Here is a 21,136-nt window from a genome sequence, read left to right as displayed (position 1 = left end):
TTATTAAAACAAAAGTTTAGAGAAACCTCAAGCAGTTAGGTTAGTGGATTAAAGAGGAAAAGTAATCCACCCTTATAATACCAACCATAGTCCAAAATAAAGGTGAAAATTTAGTTATATAGAATAGTTATAATAGATAAAAATAAGGTGAGGGATTATCCATAATGGAAACTAATACGATTCAGAAAATCGGACAAATCGGAGTGCCAGTTAAAAAGATAGAAAGAGCGATACATTTTTATAAGGATACACTTGGATTATCACTATTATTTAACACGGAGAATATGGCCTTTTTAGATTGTAATGGACTACGGATTTTGTTAAGCCTTCCTGAAAAAGAACAATTTACACATTCGAGTTCCGTCATTTACTTTAAAGTGGAACATATCCAGAAAACATATGATGAGTTATTACATAAGGATGTAAATTTTTTGGGTGAACCTCATGTTGTGGCAAAAATGGGAAATACTGAAACATGGATGGTATTTTTTCATGACACGGAAGGAAATACACATGCTTTCATGAGTGAAGTACTAATTTAACTTTATGATGAATACCAATCATGCTATAATGAGAAGCTTGATTCAAATGACGGAGAAATAGCCTCTGTCTTGGATAAATATGGAGGTCATTATATTGAATAAACGATGGACAATTGAGAAAATAAAAGAATTTATCGAGAAAAATTCCGAAAGTAAACTACTGTCGACAGAATATCACGGTTTTTCTCAGAAGTTACTTTTAAAATGTGCTTGTGGTACTAATTTCGAAAAAACATTTACGAAATTTAAAAATAATAATCAACGAAAATGTGAAGTGTGCCAACCACCAAAAGCATCTCGCTAATATATTTTATACAACGCCAATGCTAGTTGGCACTAATAACTAGCGTAAAAAGATACCTAATTTAAATAGTAGGTATCTTTTTCACGCTCTCTGACCAGCAACTTACTTCGACTTTGGAACTGCATTACATACATTTCATATTAGTAGCCTTTCTTATGTAACAGCTCTTCGTGCGTACCAGATTTCGATAATTTCTCCTTGAATAATAAACACCAACTATCCTATTTTACTTAGCATTTTCTTTTTTACTGTAATTTTCACTATAACATAATTGACCAATAATAAATCTACTTAATGTATCGTATTCATCCTTAGGAAATTCAACCTTTAATATATCTTCAACCTCATGCAAATTGAGCATTCCAGAAAGTACGAACAAATCTTGACCTATCTTCTTCACTTGACCTGAATCCATTTCAGGCTCATCGTATACATCAAAGATATTACCGACAATCTCTTAAATTAGATCCTCGATAGTCACAATTCCATCCGTGCCATTGGGATCAACACCAAACATACCTCCATAAAAATAACAAGCAGTTTATATAAATACTTTACTTTCTTTTACTATTGTTTGAAATAACAATTGTTTTATTCTTATCTATAATTGAGTTACCTTTTTACTTACCTACCTCTACGCTGCTCTCTTGTGATGGAGCGTTCGTTGTATCAGCTTTCTTTTCTTTGGAAAGAAACCAACCAAAAAGCGCAATTAGTAGAAGGATTACATAGAACGAAATTTTCCATTCAGGTGATTTTGCAAACCCTTCTGGCAAGATAGCTAATTCTGGGTGAGATAACGTATACACTAATAACTTTACACCAACCCATCCAACTATCGCGAATGCTGCAATTTCTAATCCTGGTCTCGTTTGTAGAAGTTTTACAAAATAGTTAGCCGCGAATCGCATAATTATTAACCCAATCAACCCCCCTGCAAATATAACGAGGAATTTCCCACCATCTAAGCCTCCAATTTCAGGAAGATTAGTGTTTGGAAGTGTAACAGCTAAAGCAACAGCTGCAAGAATAGAATCTACAGCAAAAGCTATATCTGCAAGCTCCACTTTAAAAACTGTTACCCAAAAACCTGACTTTTTCTTTTCCTTTTTTTCATTTACTTTATCTTTTTCTTTATTAACAATTAGTTTTCTAAATATGTGATTTGCCGCGATAAACAATAGGTAAAGTGCACCTATCGCTTGCACCTGCCACACATCCACAAGAAAAGATATCACAAATAGTGAACCAAAACGGAACACGAATGCTCCAGCTAGTCCGTAGAACAATGCCCTTCTACGCTGCTCTTCAGGAAGATGCCTCACCATAATAGCTAATACTAGTGCATTATCAGCTGCTAACAAACCTTCAATGGCTATTAATAATAGTAAAACCCATGCATACTCAAATAATATTGAAAAATCCACCTAAACAATGACCTCCTAGTTTTACTGTTATAATTTTGTTGTTTTGCTAGTTTTTATTGTTAATAGAATAACTTTGAATCACAGTTACGATACTATTTTGGAATCGAGGTGGATTCTTCTGGTCCTCACTTCCAGTTGATAGGAACTGAGTTTCCATCACGGTTCATAAAGTGAATGCGATGAATAAGTTTCTTACATATTGTTTCGTCAATTAAATTCGTTCTCCTTATAATGTAATAATTGTAAGAAATCGATTTTTTCTACACTAGAATACTTCCTCTCTGTTTTTATGTTATTTTTTGTATCTTGGGCGACACTTTCTCTTGTTTTAGTAAGGAAATATATTTTTATATTTTTCACCAAAAACTTAACAGCCTCTATTGCTTTTTTTATTTTTGACCAACATACTTTTCTTCTAAGCGTTTTTCAATTTTCTCCATTTGTTCACGGTCTTTTAGTAACTCTTCTTTGTTTTCCTTCATTAACTCTGAAAAAGAAAGTTTTACTTTTTTCAATATTTATCAACCTCTCGTTTAATTAGTCTAACTAGTTTTCTGATTTTCTTTAGAGAATCAACCTTATTTCTTTCATACGTTTGCTCCTTAATATATAAATAAAAAAACCTTTACCAAAACACGGTAAAGGTTTTTTATGCAAAAAAGACCTCTACCAATAGGTAAAGGTCTTGCTAACAACTGTTATGTTGCCAACAAAGCCGAGAGTGGTAAAACTCCGAGATGACGACTTTGCTGTAAAAGCTACTCCCCTTTAGGGAACCAATATTAATCTAAATTAAAGATATAGTAATTTTACAAAGCTGTCAACATATTTTTATATACTATATTAATTTACTTTCCAGTACTGTTTTGAATTTATATATAGTCGTATTAACGATATGCTCTAGTGTGACAGGAGCGTTTTCAAAGCCGTAAGCCATTAATTTTCTTGTCTCTACAAACCGTTGATCGGTCGTAGATGTGCCCATGATAACAGAAACAATTCGTTTATCTCCTTGTTTAGCTGTCCCTGCAAAACAGTACCCTGCTTCCCCGGTGTAACCTGTCTTTAATCCGTCAAGGCCGTCAAAAAGTATTTTCGGATTATCCGATAACAGCATGGCGTTTGTCGTTGTAATATATGTATTGTGATAACTTAATTGGTAGTTTGACAGTTGGGTAATCTCTAAAACCTCTGGAAAACGGTCCAACAGTTGAATAGAAAGGCTAGCTACATCATGAGCGGTCATCGTCGACTGTTGACTTATCTCATTCGGTAGTCCCGTTGCGTTCACAAAATTGGTTTCATCAGAAAGCCCTAACGACCGTGCTTTTTCATTCATAAGCTTCGTAAACTCTTCTTCGCTACCAGCAATATGTTCTGCAAGAAGTACTGTTGCATTATTAGCAGAAGGCATCACCATTGCGTAAAAGAGATCCTGAACAGAAATACGTTCCCCTTCCATTAACGGAATAGAAGCGCCTCCAGTAGATGCAGCCGTTTCACTTATGACGACATATTCATCCCAAGAAACATTGCCTCGTTCAATTTCTTCTAAAATGATATATTCAGTCATTAATTTAGACATGCTTGCTGGTGCTAACGGCACGTTTTCATTTTTTGAATAAAGCACATCCCCGCTCGTTGCATCCATCACAATGGCCGCACTCGCGTCAACGATCGGTTCATTCATAAATAATAATGGATTTAAAGCAAACATACTAAATAAAGCGGCTAACATTACAGGAAGTATGTAAACTTTATTTTTCTTTGTTTTGCTCATTGTTTTCCTCCAACATCTCTTTTGTAAACTTAACCAGTTGCTTTATGTGTAAAGCTATTAAGCATACAAAACCATCCTTTTTCATCATCTACAATTTTAGAAATTTTATTCATAGTAGATACTTTCTTTATTGAGACGGTGGAAAGCGAGAGAAGGTTCTTTATAGACAAAAAAAGCCATATTAGTTATGACTTTTGTTTAATTTTTATTATTTAAATACTTTTTTATCGCTCTTTCTCTATCTTTAAACATAAGATACAAACCTGCTTTTATAAGCCAAGGTGGAAGTTGGCTTTGAAACTCGAGTATATCCATCATAATTGTCTCGTCTTCCGACTTAGCAATAAACTGATGACGATGTTTCCATGCACTAAAAGGAAATGGTGGCTTGACGATTGTATCTTCAAACCATTCTTTTTCTCTCCATTCCGAAATGTAGGAGTCCCATGATGTTTTCCATATTCCAAAATGTAATTGCAATCTCATCGTTTTCCCTACCTCCACTACAGAAGAACCTTGAATGTTTACTTTTGGATAAGACGTAATGCGCGCTAGATTCTCCGTTGTTTGGAAAAAGTCCCAAACTGCATCGATGGGAACTTCTAATATTGTTTGGTTAGTGAAGACTCCTCGGAACCTCATCATATATATCGCCCCTAAAATTATTCTTCTTCGTACTCCCACAATCCAAGCTTTCCTTTTGCAGGAATAAAAGAATCTAACGTTCTCATACCCTCTATGACCCATACATAACCATTTTCGGGATAGTCTCCCAGGAAAAAATCATTCCCTGAAACTTCCCTTCCATCTTCAAGAATCGCACTCGTTTGATGGTTTTCCACTACCTTTAAACAATCGATAAGATTACAAACTGCAATAATTTTACCAGTTGGTAGACCTTCAACTGTATAACCATGCTTATAAAGCAATGCTTGTATTGCACGATGACTACATACTGCTTTGTTTATTTTTTTACTTGTATGTATGGCGAGTGGCCCTCTGTAGTTCGTTTTCCAACTTCTCGTTTCATATTGAGCTTCTCGAAGGACAAAAAGGCTTGCCCACGGCTGAATCATTGATAGTACTTTCACTTCTAAACCTCCAAAAGCTATTTTTCATTAGCTTTTCCCTGCTATTGTACAATATGATGTGAATTAATCTAAGCCTTAAGCTTAACAAACAGTCGAATGTTGCTTTATAACTGAGTGCACAATATGAATAGAATCCCATTCTCCTTGAGAGAAACGCATGATCGGGTATTTTTTTGGAAAGAGCTGGCTTTTTATTTCTTCTGAAGACAATCCTTCTTTATGCATTTTTAAAATATTACCTTGGAGATCTAACAAATAATTTAGCTTTCTTTGTAGAGCAATGCGTCCATTTTTCAAGTGGCCTGCATGGCTGCAAAACACTTCATCAAACTCGTAGGTTAATACCCTTTCCAACGATTCGATAATCATCGGAATGCTTTCCTCTCGAAGCACTACTTTCGTTTTTTCTTGACAATATAGGTCTCCTGTAAAAAGCTGCCCAGTTTCGCGATTTAAAAACGAAAGGTGATCTTTAGCGTGGCCTGGAGTTTCGATAACACTCCAAGTGGCATTCCGCGAATGAAACGTATCACCAATTCGGTGTGCATGGAACGGTTTACGCTTTCCCCAAAACAATTGTCGATAAAGCGGATAGTCTGCTTTTTCCTTGCATGATGCTATTAATTCCTTACTCATATAAAGAGGGAGCTTCATTTCTTTTTGTAAATACGCTGCACACCCTGTATGATCTTCATGATAGTGCGTTATCATTACTTGATCGATCGATAAGTTTTCAAAAAAGGGGATAAAAAATTTCTCTAGAGACCTCGCACCGGTATCAATTAACACTCCGTCAGTACAAAAGCTATGAACGTTAAGCTTTACACCTTGAAAAGCGATTGTTCCATTTCCCATCTGAACTCCATTTAGAGTTTTCTGAGTAAAATCCTTTTTAAATAACAATGTTCACTCCCCTTGCTTTCTTTTTTATTATCATAACACGTAGTGAGTGAATATTCATTCACTATTTTAAAGGAAACTTCTTGGGTTACAAAACTATCTATTAACTACATCTGATGATTAAATAAGTAAATTCGACATCTTGTAAAGTAATTTTTGAAACCTGTAAAATCACAAAAATATTCTATGAACAATAACTTAAAGAACAAATTTGGGATAAATGTCGGTTCTTTTATTGGGTGTAATAGGAGACAGGGCAGTTTAGGCGCTGGTACAAGTCAATTCATTTTACACAAATTTCAAAGGCGGTACCTTTTTTGAGATAGCCGCCCACTGATTCTTATATTAGCATTTAGGGAAACTGCATCCTACAATGATTAGTAATATAAACAACACAACAATTAGCAAAAACCCGTGCCCATACCCACAAGCTGGAGCAACAGGGCCACATCCATATCCGTAAGCTGGTGCTGCATAAGGAACATCCATTACACCTGCAACCATCGGCGGTACATTTGGTGGCATATTTGCGCCTGCCACCATAGGCGGTACATTATTAGCATACATATCTCAGTACTCCTTTTCGGTTTAGTATATTTACACTACATTATACTCACCTAGTTGGAATAGGGACCTGTTTGCCTAATAAATGGGTAAACGCCCTTGGTGGACAAGGAAGGTCAAGAATCAAGTCTTGTAAATGTTAATAAACCTAATAAAGACTTTTCTTTCGAATTTCAAAAAACTACTTAAAATTATCTCTTATTAGACATATTTTCTATTAGATTTGTACACTACTATATTTGTAAAGAAGGTTTGACAATTAATTGAATATTATATAAACTTTACTTGTAATTACTAAATAGACAAAGGGGGATTTAGTGTGAAAAAACAAAAGTCTATATTATTACTTTTAGTGTTGTTTATTTTTTCGTTGTTTTTAACAGCATGTGGTGGTAGTAACACTTCGAGTAGTGATGAAGGTGGAGACAATCCTGAATATTTAAGTATGTTAACTGGTGGTACTAGTGGTACATACTACCCATTAGGTGGAGCAATGGCAACAATTATTACTGATGAAACTGGAGTTCAAACAGACGCAGTTTCTTCCAATGCTTCTGCGGATAACGTAGTTGCGCTACAACAAGGAGATGCTGAGCTAGCATTTGTACAAACTGATGTTGTTTCATATGCAGTTGAAGGGGTAAATGCATTTGAAGGAAAAGCAGTCGATAATGTTCTAGCAATCGGATCTCTTTATCCAGAAACAGTACAAATTGTTACAAGAGCTGATTCCGGAATTACTAGTGTAGAAGATTTAAAAGGTAAATCGGTTTCTGTTGGTGCACCAGGATCAGGAACATATATGAACGCTACTCAAATTTTAGAAGTTCATGGCTTATCTATAGATGATATTAATGCACAAAATTTAGACTTCGGTGAATCTACAGGTGGAATTCAAGATGGGCGTATTGATGCAGCTTTCATTACTGCAGGTACTCCAACAGGTGCTGTTGAAGGTTTATCAGCTACTACACCTGTTTCTATTATTGGTATCTCAAAAGAAAAAGTTGACGAATTAATTTCAAAATATCCTTTCTATGCATCAGATGTTATCGCAGCTGGAACATATGGAATGAAAGATGAAGTTCAAACAGTCGCAGTTCTTGCAATGTTAGCAGTAACAGATAGCCTATCTGAAGAATTAGTTTATAATATTACGAAAGCTATCTATGAAAATACTGATAAAATTGCTCATGCAAAAAGTGAATTCATTTCCAAAGATACAGCTTTAAATGGAATTGGCATCGATTTACACCCTGGTGCTGAAAAGTACTTTAAAGAAGTTGGAGTAATAAAGGAATAGTAAAAGAGAGAAGGCCGGCACAACCCTACTTGTTTGTGCTTTCGGCCTTTCTTTTTTATCATATAATCCAAATTAAATGAATGATAAATGTGCATCAAAGATAACCTATTTTAAAAACTCTTATAATTGGTAGGTTCTACTATGAAATTTCTCAAACAAAATAGGTCATTATATATTATCTGTTTCACTATTTTCATTATGGGGGGTATATTTGTTTATCCCTTTCGGACTGCTTTAGTATTTCACTTTGAAAACACGAATCGAATTCAAGCAATTCTTCCAATTAATAAAGGGGAAGAGTTTACCATTATTTTTACTCATTCTATTCATTTAACCGATGTAACAGAAAAATACAGAGTTCTACCCAACCTTAATATACTTCAATATGAAATAGTTTATGAACAGTTTGGTATAGGAATGCCTTCTAACGCAAACGAGGAAGAGCTGTTTGTATATGAAAATGGTAAATATCATATAAAAAATATGAATAATATTTTCCCCTCTATGAATATACGAAATGGTAAAACTATATCCGAGCATCGTCTTGTATGGGACAATGGTAAAAAAATGGTCGAATTTAACGATTATTTTGAACCAGGTGCGTGGTATAAAGTTGAAATGAAAAAACTTACCGTTTGGCAATATTTGAAAGGAGTTAAGATACATGAGTGAAAAAGCTACAAATGATAAACAATTAACACCAGAAGAACATGAAGAATTACTAAAAAAGTATGACGCTGAATCTAACACTCGTAAATTAACTGGTTATTCTGCTAAAGTTGTTTTTATATTACTACTTTCGTTCTCTTTATTCCAGTTATATACAGGTATTTTCGGTCAATTCACTGCCTATATTCAACGAACTGTTCATTTGGGTTTTGCACTAACAGCGATTTTCTTATTATTTCCGGCAATTAAAGGTCGGGTGAAAAATAAGGTAGCTTGGTATGACTATATTCTAATCCTATTAACAATTATAGTTTGTTCTTACTGGCCATTAAATTACGACTCACTCGTCCAGCAAATTGGTAGGATTTCTACTGAACAGCTTGTAATCGGTAGTATCGCAATCTTGCTAGTTTTAGAGGCTGCAAGAAGAGCAGTTGGTATTCCTATTACAATTATAGCAGTAGTATTTTTAGCGTATGGCTATTTCGGCCCTTATATGCCTGGTATGCTTGCTCATCGCGGGCTTAATTTACACCAATTAGTACAATCTATGTTCTTTACTACAGAAGGGATACTTGGTACACCGTTACAGGTTTCATCCACCTTTATCTTTCTCTTCCTTTTATTTGGGGCATTTCTCGTCCAAACTGGTGTAGGTAACTATTTTAATGATTTAGCTATTTCAATAGCAGGTCGTCGTATCGGTGGACCAGCCAAAGTAGCGATTTTCTCAAGTGCATTGCAAGGGACTATTTCAGGAAGCTCCGTTGCCAATACCGTAACGACAGGTTCCTATACAATTCCATTAATGAAACGTCTCGGGTATCACAAAAATTTTGCTGGTGCTGTCGAAGCAGCTGCCTCAACTGGTGGTCAAATCATGCCACCAATAATGGGTGCTGCTGCTTTTCTAATGATTGAATTTGCGGGTGTACCTTATTGGGATATAGCAAAAGCTGCTGTTATTCCGGCAATTCTATATTTTTCAGGCATTTGGATTATGACCCATTTTGAAGCAAAAAAATTAGGTTTGCTTGGATTACCGAAAGAAGAGATTCCACCGAAAAAAGAAGTATTAAAGAAAATTCACCTTTTACTTCCGATCGTTGTAATCGTTGTTCTACTTTTCCAAGGAATGAGTATTGAGCGAACAGCATTATATGGAATTTTAAGTGCTATTTTAGTCAGTTTAATTAGAAAAGATACAAGAATTACTCCATCTAAGATTCTTTTCGCTTTAACTTCTGGTGCACGTACTGCGTTAGGAGTTGCTGCAGCAACTGCATGTGCTGGTTTAATCGTTGGTATTGTGACAAAAACAGGATTAGGCCTAAAGTTAGGTAATGGACTAGTTGGTATTGCATCTTCTATCACTTCTACACCAAGTTTATTATTGTTTTTAACATTATTTTTCACAATGATTACATCTATCATACTAGGTATTGGTTCACCAACAACTGCTAACTATATTATTACTTCTACGATTGCCCTCCCGGCAATTATTGCACTAAATGGGCAATTAGAAGTTGCTATTCCAGTTTTAGCTGCCCATATGTTTGTATTTTATTTTGGTATTGTTGCAGATATTACACCTCCAGTAGCACTTGCAGCCTTTGCAGCAACTGGTATATCAAAAGGTGACCCTATTCGAACGGGAGTAAATGCTTCAAAACTAGCGATAGCAGCATTTATCATTCCATACATGTTCGTGTTTCAACCTCAATTACTATTAATTGACACAACCTTCTTAGAAGTATCCTGGACCCTTTTTACTGCTATTATTGGGATGATTTCTATAGGTGCTGGATTAATTGGTTTCTGGTATAGAAAAATAAATTGGATAGAAAGAATTGTCACTATATTAGCTGGATTACTATTGATTTATCCGGAATCGTATACCGACACAATTGGATTAATCACTTTTATAGTATTACTTGCTTTCCAGTTACTTCATGTTCGCCGTAATAAAATGAATACCTCTGAAGTGAAAGATGTTAGTCTCTAGCATCGCTAAAGGGAGAAACGCATTGTTGAAAATGCGTTTCTTTTATTTTTACCACTTTTCTCAAGGTAGACATAAATTTGCACGTTCACTCATGTGTGACATTTAATTAGAATTCGATCCATTTACTTGTTTACAATAATGCTCATACTGTACAGACGATATCGAACAAAGATTATGATGCACAACCACTTTTGGCTTTTTATGAGCAATACGACTGCCTTGTAAGGTGAAAAGCTTATGCATCGTTGAAGACGAAATTCTTGTAACTATATTAGCTAAGTAAGCAGGCTGCGTGCTTCCTGGAAAACGTTGTGTATTTAAAAAATTTATAATCTGATCTGCAGTCATGATTCCAAACCCGTGACCGAAATATGTCCCATCACTTAATACAACCGCATTCAAACCTCTAAACCACGATACATTCGGATGAAACTCTGGATTATTGAAATACACAACATCTCCAGGTAGAAAATAATTCAGGTAAGATGAGTGTAATTCTAAGTCCGGGTCTGTATGCCAGCTATACAAGTAAAGGTTCTGAAAAAGAATATCAAAATTCGGTGACCCTATACTTTTCAAAACTGCATGATAATAGACAATTACCATTGCGGTTGCACATTCAAATGCGTAAAGAGAACCGTTACGATAAATATCTAAAACTGCTTCTGAAGGTCTTACACCTGGCCTTAATAAAAACCCTCCGGCATTGGTCAAATTCCAGTATGCAGGATTACAACGAGCGGTTTCAAAAATAGTAAACGCAGCCTTACTATCGCTCATCTCTCGTGCGCTATCCATAATATTTTTACGCATGTTGAGTTCAAACCGAAGTTCGTTCATCGTTCGGTAAGAAAATGTTTCAGGTGCATTCAACATTTGTTGAATAATTATGCTTTCATCCGCTCCAAACTCGGCTACACTTTCTGCAGTTAAAGGTCTTCCAGCTACTTGTATCATGCTATTCCCCATTTCGTTTGAGTAGATAAGTAGAATTTTCCACTCCATTGTTTTTACACTTTTCCCGATTGCGCTAAATTGTCTATATATTGATGTATATGTGGGCTAGGAGAGATAATTGCTTGTGGTTTAGGAATGGAGGGGTGTGGCTAACAGAAAAAGGCGTTTGCTAGTATATAGCGAACACCTTTTTGCCCTTCAATAATTTCTATATAATTATAAAATTTCCAAAAAAAGTGTGGACGAGGGATGATGTGACCCCCAAAAGTTAGAGTTTTTATTATGCAGCTAATTGGCTGGTATGGATGCGGAATTGAACCGGACTCATGCCATCCAATTTTTGCTTAATGCGTTTATTGTTATAGTAATCTATATATATATCAATCTTCTCTTTTAATACTTCAAACGAACACAACGGCTCTCCGTGATACATTTCTTGTTTTAGTATGCCAAAGAAGTTCTCCATTGGAGAATTATCCAAACAATTCCCTTTTCGAGACATACTTTGAAATATCTTATTTTCTTTTAGTGTTTTAACCCACTTTTTGTGTTGATATTGACATCCTTGATCAGAGTGAATAGTAGTTCGATACTTTGAATCTTTTACTATGTTTATTGCCTTCAAAAGAGGCTTCAACGTAAGGTCTAATGTTGGACTAGCTCCTATCTCGTAGGAGAGAATTTCCCCATTAAATAAGTCCATGATAGGGCTAAGATAAAGTTTAACACCATTCGTACATTTAAATTCCGTAATATCAGTAGCCAATTTTTGATGGCATACACTTGTTTTAAATCGTCGATTTAAACGATTTTTAGCTATCTTTCCTACATTGCCTTTGTAGGAGTTATACTTTCTAGTTTTTCTACTAAATTTTATACACTTAATCCCTAACTTGTTCATGATACGCTGTACAGCCTTATGATTAACCTTATATCCTTTGTTACGTAACTCTAATCGAACACGACGGTACCCAAAATTACCCCCATGCTCATTGAATATGGACAGAATCAAATCCTCTAGTTCCTGCTTTGGATTTTCCTTTTCCATTGCTTTTATATGATAATGGTAAGTGGATTCTGGAATACCCACTACTACTAAAACATCTTTTAATTTGAAGGTTTCTTTGAGTTCGAATGATAACGCTGCTTGTGCTTTTCGAGATAGCCTTCCGGATCCATCTGAAAAGCTCTTAACTTTTTTAGATATTCTACCTCTAAGCGCAGTAGTTCGTTCTCTCTTTCTAACCTTTGTTCATTCGTCATTTCTTCTTGTTTTTTCTTATTTTTAGACATGGGAGGCCGTCCTTTTTGTTTATTCAGGCCTTCCAATCCACCTCCAACAGTGACAGCTCTCATCCACCTAGATACGGTAGTTGAATTAGTTATACCAAAGTGAAGGGCGGTTTCCATAGCTGAAGAACCTGTTCTCTTCATAAAGCTTAATACATCTAGCTTGAATTGAACAGTATATGTTTCTGTGCTCCTTCTATTTTCTAAACCTTTTTCACCAAATTTCTCATAGGCCTTTATCCATCTATGGATCAATGATTTTGATTGAATGCCATACTTATTTGCCAGAGGGCGCAATCCGAGTTTTCCTTCTTGATACTCCTTAACCACCATTATCTTTAAATCTTCACTATATTTCCTAGTCAACTGACTCACCCCAAAGGTTAGATTTTGACTCTAACTTTTGGGGTTCACCACAGGACCTGTCCCCATGTCCACGCTGTCCATTATTTTGATAGATTTAATGCAGTTTTTGATACGTAGAAGTCTTTTGAGTTATAGACTGTTACGCCATCAAGTGTTTTAACGTATGATTTGTTATTTTGTGTAACGTAGGCAATGTTTTTATTAACAGGTAGTTCTATTTTAATTTTTTGTTTTTCTGCAATAAATACTGGGTTGTTTTCATCTGTTACATCGATACGAGTTGTATATCCTTTGTTCTCAAAGGACTCTCTTGCATTAACAAAAAGCTTGTCCGTTGTTTTATCTAAATCAACCCCTAAAAATTTAGCCATTGTTTTTGCAAGGTCGGTGTTATCTACTAAGCCAAACGGTTTAGATGGACCATATGCGTAAAGAAAAACGTCTTCCCCTGTATGTCCACCAGTTGAAAATCCAATGTTCGCGCGATCCGCTAGCATTTTCATCATATCAGCTTGTAAAGTTTTAGACGTTTTTAAATTTTCAATTTCTGTTGCTGTTAAATTGTCCAATCCATACAATTCTGCTACTTCTTTCATATTTGAGCGATCGGATTTTAATTGCCTTAATGCACCTTCAATCGTCATCGATGCTTTCTTTAACGGATCAATATATGCAGAAACTGGAATTTCTGGATAGTTAGAGTTTGTATTTACGTTCCCCATCGTAATTCCACTGTTTCCGTGGTCACTTACTGCGATTACCATTGTATTTCCATCTTTTTTAGCAAAGTCTAGTGCTTCTTTTACCGCGTCATCAAAAGCTAGAACATCACTTAAAATACCGATTGTATCATTGGCATGAGCTGCCCAGTCTACCTTACTTCCCTCTACAAATAGGAAGAAGCCCTTTTCATTTTGAGATAGAGTGTCAATCGCTTTTTTCGTCATTTCCGCAAGCGATGGTTCATTATTGTTTGTAGCCTGACGATCAAAGTCGTAAGCTAAAGCAGAAGGAGCAAATGACCCCCAAATTTTATTTGAATTTGTATTTAAAAGTTCATCACGTGATTCAACGAAGTCATATCCTTTATTTTCAAGTACTTCAATTAAATTTTCACCATCCACACGAGCATTTCTAGTTGTGCCTGGTTGTAGAGCTTCTTTTCCCCCACCTAGAACAACATCAATTTCTTGATACACCTGTTGCTCCGCTATATCTTGGTAGTTACTTCGATGTGTTGCGTGAGAAGAGAATCCTGCTGGAGTTGCATGTTGAATTTCAGAAGTAGAAATGATACCTGTTGACTTTCCTAATAATTTTGCCCCTTCTAATACATTCGCAACTGGCTTATAGGCATCTTCAGGGTCAACAGCGTCTACTCCAGGTGTATTTACTACTTCAGGAAGTAGCCCAATGACCTTATCATTACTTTTATATCCTGTTGCCAAAGCCGTTGCAGCTGGTGCTGAATCCGTAATCGCTGCTTCAGCAGAATGAGTACGCACTCCTCCAACAACAATTTCATCCATGGCAAGGTCCTCACCTTTATACCATCTTGCTAGAGTAGTAGCCCCTGCACTAGTTCCATCCATCACCATCATAATGACATTCGTTGGTTCATTCTTCTTACCCTTAGCTTCCGGAAAACTATTGTACCCAGTAAAGCCTAAAGTAGAAATAGTTACAGCTGTAGCCATTGAAATAATAGCTAATTTTTTACTCAAAATGCGTCTCATTTAACAATCTCCTCTCTTAGTAAAACTATTAAACTCGCATTTATCATAAAAGAAAACTATTAAACCTTGATGGGTATTAAGTAAAGAATATGTAAATTATCGTTTTTTTCCTTGTAACAAAAGAGGAACTGTGATAAAATGACTAGTTTTTAAAACTATGGATTAGTATGTAAGAACTAGCTATAGGGATAAAGGTGGACGGAGGGACAGTCCCTCGTCCACACATTTTTTGGAAAACTATTTCGCATTTCGGAACTTTTTTATATATAATTCGTAATAGAAATATGGGGGGATTAATAATGAAAAAGTTTCTTACGTTTAACAAAGCTCGAATAGTTACGCCATTGCTTTTATTTGGAATAATGTTATTTATGGCTAGTTGCTCTTCATCCGCTACTCAAGAAAAACATATTGAAGCCATCTCTACAGTTCTAAAACATCAACTAAATGGGCCAGACCTTGAAGTTATTGAGTGGGAAGATCCAGCTAAGATTGAAAGCTATTACGAGAATCTTTATAAGTCTTATTTCACTGAAGAGATGTATACGAGCTTTATTTCAACCTACGCTTTTCATTATCATTTAACGGCGTATAATGGAGGTTATGAAATGAAGGTAGATCACATCGAAGTGGATAGTAGCGAAACTACAGAAGGAACCTATGATTTTAAAGCCACTCTGTTAACCGAAAAAGAAGGAAGCGAACAACAAACAGCAGAAGTTTCTGGTAGAGTTACCTTCAACTCTGATGACAAAATAACTAGTATAAGGTATTTAGATGAAAGTGGGTTATAATTTGTGGACGGATGGATGACCATCCGTAAATTTACAAAAACCATTCGTATTAATTTACGAATGGTTTGTTTAAGATCAAATAAAATTCTTATCACACAGGTCCCTCATCCATTTAAACATCAACTAGACTATCCACTTGAAAAACAGGCAACTTAATAAAGAAGGTTGATCCTTTACCATGTTCACTTTCCACCCAAATTTCACCGTTGTGTAATAGTATTATTTCTCTACTTATAGCTAATCCTAGCCCATTACCCTCACTTGATTTGGAAAAATTCCGATCAAATATATAAGGGATATCTTCTACTTGTATTCCTTCTCCGCTATCTTGGATGGATATGTATGCCTCTTCCAAGTCTTTATTAAAATGAAGACTAATAGAAATCTCTCCTATTTTCGTGTGCTTCATCGCGTTTGTAATAATATTGGAAAATACTTGGTTAAATCTTTTCACATCTACTTGAACCATTGGGTAATGCTCCAGGCCAATATCTTCAATCGTGACTGTATAATTTAATCCATTTCTAATCACATCATATTCAAATTGTTCACTATATCGCTTAATCAAACGGTCAATCGGCACGAAATCAAACGAAAAATGGGTTTGTCCAGATTCAAGCTGAGCAAGTTCAAATATGTCATTAATCATCATATTCAAGCCATCTACTCGCTGTAAACACTTTCTTAAAATAGCATCTCGTTCCTCTTCAGAATCGATTAACTTATCTAATATTGCTTGTATATACCCGCTTACAGAAGCAATAGGTGCCCGCAAATCATGAGATATATTAGAAAATAAGTGGCGCCTTTCTCCTTCAGACTTTTCAAGCTCAATATTCATTTGTTCCAAGTGCTTATTAGCGTATTCAAGCTCCTTTGTGCGATCTTTTACCTTCTCTTCTAACTTTCCATATAGCTCGGCATTTTCAATCGAAATAGCTACTTGAGTTGAAAGAAACGATAAAAATTTAATTCTATCTTCCGTAAATACATGGGTTGTTCGATTATTTTCTAAATATAGTATACTAGTTAATTTTCCTTTAAATATAGCTGGTAAACATAAAATCGACTTCACATTATTTTTAACTACATATGGGTCTTCAACAAAAATCCCTTCTATCTTAGCATCGTTTAACACAACCGCTTCCTGGCTTTTCGCAACGTAACGAACAATTTTTTCAGAAAAGATGTTAGAATCTTCCACCGGTTGAAACGATAATTCCTCTATTTGCCCATCAATGTTAGCTATAGCAACGACTAGTAATTCAGCATCTCTGACAAGTACAAGCACTCCCCTCTCTGCTCCAGCATTTCTCATCGTTATATCCATTAATTTATGGACTAATCGTTCTTGAATAATTTCACTTGATATCGCTTGAGAAGCTTGGAAGCTGGCTTTCATATCAAATTCGAAGAGAGATGACTGAGACCCTCTTTCATTGGAAACGTTCATAATATAACTTGCATATCCCTCCCGTAATTTCCTTGCTTTTGCATAGGCACCCCACTTAATATAAGTACGATATGCTTCTGTCAAATAAGCACTTGCTACACTTTCTAAACCTCTTGAAATATAATAGTAGCCTGCAAGCTCATTACTTATTGCCACATCTTGAATAAAATTGTTTTCCTTTGCAAGCTGGATAGCGTCATCATAGTTTGTAATTGCACCATTATGCTTTCCTTCTATCCTTGCTATTTCAGCAATTAAGAGCTTCCATTTATGCTGGTAATTTTCTGGACAAAGCTTTGCCCAATCTTTCAGCTTTTTTGCATTCTTTTTTAATTTTCGATACAGTACTTTTTGTTCAAAAAGAGAAACATCATCATAAAACCTAGAAGCCCAAAGTGCATCATAAAAATAGTATTCAGAGATAATAACGAGTGTTAAACGATTACTTACTAATGGTTCTAAATGGTCGATCACTACTTTCGCGAATTCTTTCTGATTAAACAAATAAGACAGCTGTAATCTTATCGTGTAGTGAATAATTTTCGCAGAATCATCGTCTAATATTTGTTCAAAGTCCCAATTCATTGTTGCTTGTTCATTCTGGAGTACCTCAATCCATTGAACAAACTCATTTAAAAAACCTTTCGAAATAACGTAACGAATTTTATCAATAAATTTGAGTTGATTTTTAATACCGGTAAGCACGTCATATAAATACTCCCCCATCATGAAAAGGGTTATAGAAATAAATGAACTGTTCGCCCCCGCTAGGTGGATGTTTCCTGCATCTATACAATATTGCTGAGACTGCTTTAAATAGTTAAAATTACGTTTTAGTGGATGCTTCCAATGATTGATAAAACTGCCAAAGACAAAATAGGTTCTACCTTTTAATCCGATATTTCCACTTCTTTCCGCTACTTCAATTGCTAGCTTGCCAAACTCATAGCTTTTATGAAAATCATTAAACCCTGCACTTAAAATAAGCGCATAATTATTAAATACTAGTGATGTTATATCCGTCATGCCATGTTTTAAAGAAAAACGTAATGCTCTTACCATTAGTATCGTTGCAAGATTTTGATCGACATGAAAGGCTGGTGCATTCATCGTAATCATCGTATTTAATAATAAAATTTTTTCTTGATCTTCTAACGTAGGAAGCTTCATTAGATCTTTTGTGTTTTTCTTACGTAAGGCTATTTTTGCCTGTAATATCTCTACCGCAATTAACGCTTTACTTGGTTTTCTGTGAATCTTCCATCCAAACATTCTTAATCCAGCAATTCCAGATTGTACAGCCTCTCCCACCCGATGGACATGAGTGTAGAGTACTACCTTTAAATTATAGATGGATAATTTTTCGTGATTAGTTCGTACATTTTCTAATACTTGATTCAACGTCCATTCTGCTTCCTCAAACTTACTATTTAAATAACAACATTCCCCAAGTCCTGTCATTAGCTGTTTCGTTAAACTATAATGCGTATCCCATCTTGCACCAAACATTTCGTAAGCAGTTTGAAAATACTCTAGAGATTCTTTAAAGGCAGCTGATTCTTTCGCCTGTTCACCGGCTTTTACATTCCATTGAACGAGTGCAAGTTGTTCTTCATCCTTTAAATAGCTTCTACAAATATTCAAATGATTGACCATGTCAAATAAATGATGATCCTCTGCACTTAAAATCATGAGCAGCCTACCTATCTTAAGGTGCGTCTGTTCTTTTTCTTCTTTTGTCATGAGAGAGTATACTGCTTGTTGCACCCGGTCATGTAAAAATCTATATGTAGGTGGCTGATCCACAATATGTGGGGCTCCATCCGGATATATCCATTTGTAGATGGAGTCCTCCGGTAAAATTAACCCTGCTTCCAGAGACCTCCACAAAATTCCCCCTGTTGTAGCAAGATCTTTTTCGCAAATAGTGGACAATGTTTTTAAGTCGAATTCATTGCCAATACATGAAGCCTTCTTTAATAACTCTTGAGTTTCCAAAGGTAGCTGTTGAACTCGTTTAATCATTAGATCGATAATATTTTCCTTTTCTAGCGTTGTTTGAATTCTGTCAAAGCGGATGCTCCATTTCCCTAATTCTTCGTCAAACATAATCGATTCGTCATTGTAAAGGGATTGAAACAACTGCATTATGAAGAATGGGTTTCCTTGAGTAAGCTTGAACATAACATGAGCTAGTTGTCTCGTTTCTAAACCATCATCCATCAGTGCCTCTTCTACCCATTGAAGTAATATCCTATCCTCTAACGGATTTAACGTAATTTCCGTAATAACAACACGTTCTTTCTTTAAATTGTTAATTGTTTCTGTAAATGGATGATCCATCCCAATTTCATTATGGCGATATGCTCCTATTAATAAAAAGTAACGACTATCTATATGTGTAAGCAAATACTCAATTAGCTCTAGTGATGCTGTATCTGCCCATTGTAAATCATCAAGAAATAGAACTAACGGATGCTCCTTTGTTGCAAATGCATTTACGAATTTTTGAAAAATCAAGTGAAACCTTAAATGCGCATCCTTATTTGCTAACGTATTTTCCTCTAAATTTTCCCCTGTTATCCATTTTAACTCAGGAATGATCGATGTAATGATTGATTCATTATTGGACAATTGGGCTTTGATACTTGTTTTCCAACTTTGAATACGTTCGTCACCTTCTGATAAAATTAGTCTCATTAACGATTTAAAAGCTTGCAGGATTGGTGAATATGGTTTTTGCCTTTGAAGCAAATCAAATTTACCCGAAATAAAATACCCTTTTTCTTTTACTAATGGAGTTTGTATCTCATGTACAAGAGCTGTTTTTCCTATTCCAGAGTGTCCCTTTATGAGGACTAATTCAGCATTGCCATTACTTACACGTTCAAACGCCTTAAGTAACAACTCTTTCTCCAAGTTTCTACCGTATAATTTGATTCCTGGTTCGAATGTTGCAGCTGGATCATGTTGCCCAAGCTGAAAAGGTGCCACATTGCCAAATAACTGAAGTTGGTCATTACTCTTTTTTAGATCCTCCCGTAAACCAAATGCGCTTTTATACCTGGTCTCCGGTGTTTTCGAAAGAAGTCTCATAATGATGTCAGAAATAATTTGAGGAACACTATCGTTTTTATCAATAGGATCGGAAGGTCTTTTTGCTAGATGTGCATGTAAAAGCTCCATAGGTTCTTCATAGGTAAAAGGCAGTTCTCCAGTGATCATTTCATACAATACAACACCTAAAGAATATAAATCCGCCCTATAGTCAACTGAGCGATTCATTCTTCCGGTTTGCTCTGGAGAAATGTATGGTAGCTGTCCTTCTATTTCATTTGGTGTTATATTATGACGTTGATTTTCCTTTTTTAATGTTGTTGCATAATAAAAACCTGTAAGCTTTATTTGGCCAGTTGTTCGATGAATAACGATGTTGTCTGGATTTATATTTTTGTGGATGATTTGTTCTTTATGTAGGTTGATAAGTGCAGCTGTTAATTTAATCGCAATAGAAAGGAATTTTGAAAGGTCTAGTTGTTTTTTATCTTTAAGCATTTCTCGTAAAGTTACTCCGGGAAAATACTCCAAAATGATATATGGTTCGTTCAAATGCTTTTCTAATTTTATTGGATTAATTATACCGTCCATCCTTAAATCTTTCGTAATGTGATATTCATGGATACGAGATGCGACTTCTTGAAGAGTATGAGTGGGCTGTTTTGCTGATTTTAGTAGTATGAGTTTATTTTCACGTGTAGCATATCCTTTATACATAATCGAGGTACTATTTTCTATTTCAATGTTAACGAGTTTATAATCTGGCAATACAGGTATTCTTCTCACTTGCCTCACCCTTTAGGAATTTTCTAATTTCTTTAACAAAACTTTAACAACCCTTATACGTAACTTATAGTTATTCGACTACTATATACGTATGCTTAACTCATGGAGGTTG

General features: G+C 35.4%; 19 protein-coding genes. 6 read left to right on the top strand and 13 right to left on the bottom strand.

The window, feature by feature from the left end; all coding sequences use genetic code 11:
- Positions 1-164 precede the first annotated feature (164 nt).
- The gene (locus tag O1A01_RS02365) at positions 165-542 is read left to right on the top strand and encodes a VOC family protein (protein ID WP_066416247.1); all 378 of its coding nucleotides are present in this window, start codon (positions 165-167) and stop codon (positions 540-542) included.
- A gap of 94 nt (positions 543-636) precedes the next feature.
- The gene (locus tag O1A01_RS02360; protein ID WP_066416246.1) at positions 637-846 is read left to right on the top strand and encodes a hypothetical protein; all 210 of its coding nucleotides are present in this window, start codon (positions 637-639) and stop codon (positions 844-846) included.
- 226 nt (positions 847-1,072) lie between these two features.
- Here the strand turns inward: O1A01_RS02360 and O1A01_RS02355 are convergent, their stop codons facing one another.
- The 8 genes from O1A01_RS02355 to O1A01_RS25390 form a co-directional block, all read right to left on the bottom strand.
- Positions 1,073-1,261 (bottom strand): HlyC/CorC family transporter associated domain-containing protein, encoded by a 189-nt coding sequence (locus tag O1A01_RS02355; RefSeq protein WP_066416244.1) that lies wholly within the window; start codon positions 1,259-1,261, stop codon positions 1,073-1,075.
- 205 nt (positions 1,262-1,466) lie between these two features.
- Positions 1,467-2,273, bottom strand: coding sequence for a TerC family protein (locus O1A01_RS02350; RefSeq protein ID WP_066416243.1), 807 nt, complete (start codon positions 2,271-2,273; stop codon positions 1,467-1,469).
- 389 nt (positions 2,274-2,662) lie between these two features.
- Positions 2,663-2,788, bottom strand: a complete 126-nt coding sequence (locus O1A01_RS02345) for an FbpB family small basic protein (RefSeq protein WP_084380431.1) — start codon at positions 2,786-2,788, stop codon at positions 2,663-2,665.
- Positions 2,789-3,111: 323 nt separating this feature from the next.
- The gene (locus tag O1A01_RS02340; RefSeq protein WP_084380429.1) at positions 3,112-4,053 is read right to left on the bottom strand and encodes a D-alanyl-D-alanine carboxypeptidase family protein; all 942 of its coding nucleotides are present in this window, start codon (positions 4,051-4,053) and stop codon (positions 3,112-3,114) included.
- Positions 4,054-4,251: 198 nt separating this feature from the next.
- The gene (locus O1A01_RS02335; RefSeq protein ID WP_066416242.1) at positions 4,252-4,698 is read right to left on the bottom strand and encodes an SRPBCC family protein; all 447 of its coding nucleotides are present in this window, start codon (positions 4,696-4,698) and stop codon (positions 4,252-4,254) included.
- 17 nt (positions 4,699-4,715) lie between these two features.
- Positions 4,716-5,144 carry an ASCH domain-containing protein gene (locus tag O1A01_RS02330; RefSeq protein WP_066416232.1) on the bottom strand — a complete coding sequence of 143 codons (429 nt, stop codon included), beginning with the start codon at positions 5,142-5,144 and terminating at the stop codon, positions 4,716-4,718.
- Positions 5,145-5,225: 81 nt separating this feature from the next.
- Positions 5,226-6,047 (bottom strand): MBL fold metallo-hydrolase, encoded by an 822-nt coding sequence (locus O1A01_RS02325; RefSeq protein ID WP_443081794.1) that lies wholly within the window; start codon positions 6,045-6,047, stop codon positions 5,226-5,228.
- Positions 6,048-6,389: 342 nt separating this feature from the next.
- Complete coding sequence (locus O1A01_RS25390) at positions 6,390-6,611, bottom strand: YjcZ family sporulation protein (RefSeq protein ID WP_066416230.1); 222 nt, start codon at positions 6,609-6,611, stop codon at positions 6,390-6,392.
- 316 nt (positions 6,612-6,927) lie between these two features.
- On the opposite strand from O1A01_RS25390, the gene O1A01_RS02315 reads away from it, so the two are divergent.
- The 3 genes from O1A01_RS02315 to O1A01_RS02305 all read left to right on the top strand — a co-directional run bounded on the left by O1A01_RS02315 (position 6,928) and on the right by O1A01_RS02305 (position 10,585).
- A complete protein-coding gene (locus tag O1A01_RS02315) occupies positions 6,928-7,911 on the top strand; it encodes a TAXI family TRAP transporter solute-binding subunit (RefSeq protein ID WP_066416229.1) in 984 nt (327 codons plus the stop codon).
- 141 nt (positions 7,912-8,052) lie between these two features.
- Entirely contained in the window at positions 8,053-8,583 is a 531-nt protein-coding gene (locus tag O1A01_RS02310) for a DUF1850 domain-containing protein (RefSeq protein WP_066416227.1), read from the top strand.
- Entirely contained in the window at positions 8,576-10,585 is a 2,010-nt protein-coding gene (locus O1A01_RS02305; protein ID WP_066416222.1) for a TRAP transporter permease, read from the top strand. Before O1A01_RS02310 ends, O1A01_RS02305 begins: the two co-directional genes overlap by 8 nt.
- Before the next feature lie 102 nt (positions 10,586-10,687).
- On the opposite strand, the gene O1A01_RS02300 is transcribed toward O1A01_RS02305, so the two are convergent.
- The 4 genes from O1A01_RS02300 to O1A01_RS02285 form a co-directional block, all read right to left on the bottom strand.
- On the bottom strand, positions 10,688-11,590 hold the full coding sequence (locus O1A01_RS02300; RefSeq protein WP_270065463.1) for a protein-glutamine gamma-glutamyltransferase: 903 nt from the start codon (positions 11,588-11,590) through the stop codon (positions 10,688-10,690).
- Positions 11,591-11,822: 232 nt separating this feature from the next.
- Positions 11,823-12,749, bottom strand: a complete 927-nt coding sequence (locus O1A01_RS02295; RefSeq protein ID WP_157729300.1) for an IS3 family transposase — start codon at positions 12,747-12,749, stop codon at positions 11,823-11,825.
- Positions 12,650-13,198 carry a helix-turn-helix domain-containing protein gene (locus O1A01_RS02290; protein WP_270065462.1) on the bottom strand — a complete coding sequence of 183 codons (549 nt, stop codon included), beginning with the start codon at positions 13,196-13,198 and terminating at the stop codon, positions 12,650-12,652. The genes O1A01_RS02295 and O1A01_RS02290 overlap by 100 nt, the downstream gene beginning before the upstream one ends.
- 80 nt (positions 13,199-13,278) lie before the next feature.
- A complete protein-coding gene (locus O1A01_RS02285) occupies positions 13,279-14,934 on the bottom strand; it encodes an alkaline phosphatase (RefSeq protein ID WP_270065461.1) in 1,656 nt (551 codons plus the stop codon).
- Between the two features lie 299 nt (positions 14,935-15,233).
- Between O1A01_RS02285 and O1A01_RS02280 the strand changes: the two genes are divergently transcribed.
- Complete coding sequence (locus O1A01_RS02280) at positions 15,234-15,728, top strand: hypothetical protein (protein ID WP_270065460.1); 495 nt, start codon at positions 15,234-15,236, stop codon at positions 15,726-15,728.
- Positions 15,729-15,840: 112 nt separating this feature from the next.
- Here the strand turns inward: O1A01_RS02280 and O1A01_RS02275 are convergent, their stop codons facing one another.
- Positions 15,841-21,024 (bottom strand): ATP-binding sensor histidine kinase, encoded by a 5,184-nt coding sequence (locus O1A01_RS02275; RefSeq protein ID WP_270065459.1) that lies wholly within the window; start codon positions 21,022-21,024, stop codon positions 15,841-15,843.
- Between the last annotated feature and the right edge of the window lie 112 nt (positions 21,025-21,136).

Source organism: Sutcliffiella sp. NC1 (assembly GCF_027594365.1).
Classification (GTDB): domain Bacteria; phylum Bacillota; class Bacilli; order Bacillales; family Bacillaceae_I; genus Sutcliffiella; species Sutcliffiella cohnii.
This window is presented reverse-complemented; position numbering and strand designations above follow the sequence as displayed.